1 protein-coding gene is annotated in these 1,098 nt (G+C 66.4%); it reads right to left on the bottom strand.

The annotated features are described in order from the left end of the window. Positions 1-1,098, bottom strand: a 1,098-nt coding sequence (locus tag ACFHW0_RS31630; RefSeq protein WP_416613289.1) for a condensation domain-containing protein, incomplete at both ends; no start/stop codon positions are given.

The following is a 1,098-nucleotide window of genomic DNA, read 5'->3' on the forward strand; positions in this document are numbered from 1 at the left end:
GTGAAGACGGTTTGGATGAGGGGTGGGGTGTGGCGGTCGCGGGTGGGTTGGGTGTGTTCGACGAGTTTGTCGAAGGGGATGTCCTGGTGGGTGACGGCGTGCATGAGGACGGTGCGGGAGTGGTGCAGGAATTGGCGGAAGGTGTGGTGGGGGTGGATGTCGACGGCGAGGGGGAGGGTGTTGACGAAGAAGCCGATGAGTTTTTCGGCGTCGGGGTCGGTGCGGCCGGTGAGGGGGGTGCCGATGACGACGGGGTTCTGGGTGGTGTAGCGGTGGATGAGGAGTTGGAATGCGGCGAGGAGGATGCCGAAGGGGGTGGAGCCGGTTTGGGCGGCGAGGGTGGTGAGGGTGGTGGTGGTGTCGGGGGCCAGTTGGCTGTGGTGGATGGCGGTGGGGCCGGGTCCGGTGTCGGGGCGGGGCCGGTCGGTGGGTGGGTGGCAGACGGGTGGGGCGTCGCGTAGTCGTGCGGCGAGTTGTTCGAGGTGGTGTTGGGCGTCGGTGGTTTGCCAGTGGTGACGCTGGCGTTGGGCGATGTCGGCGTACTGGGTGTGGAGGGGTGGTAGTGAGGGGGTTCGGTGGTGGGTGAGGTCGGTGTAGAGGTGGTGGAGTTCGGTGTGGAAGAGGCCGACGGACCAGCCGTCGAGGACGATGTGGTGCCAGGTGAGGCAGAGGACATGCGTGGTGGGGGTGAGTTGGAGGACGTGGCTGCGCAGTAACGGGCCGGTGGTGAGGTCGAACGGTTGGTCGAGTTCGGCGCGCAGGATGTCGTGGATGTGGTGGTCGTGGTGGTCCGGGTTGATGTGGGTGAGGTCGTGGCGGGTGCTTTGGTGGGTGGTCGGCGGGTGGATGATCTGGACGGGGATGCCGTCGTGTTCGGTGAAGGTGGTGCGCAGGACTTCGTGTCGGTGGATGATCTCGGTGATGGCGGTGTCGAGGTGGTCGAGGTTGAGTTCGCCGTCGATGTGCCAGGCGGTCTGGGTGTTGTAGGCGGTGGATTTCGGGTCGAGGGTGTGCAGGAACCACAGGCGTTGTTGGGCGAACGACAACACCCGACCCGGCGACGACGCCACACCGGCCGGCAGCACCGGATCCGGCTCG

This window comes from Micromonospora sp. LOL_025 (assembly GCF_048060285.1).
Lineage (GTDB): Bacteria > Actinomycetota > Actinomycetes > Mycobacteriales > Micromonosporaceae > Micromonospora.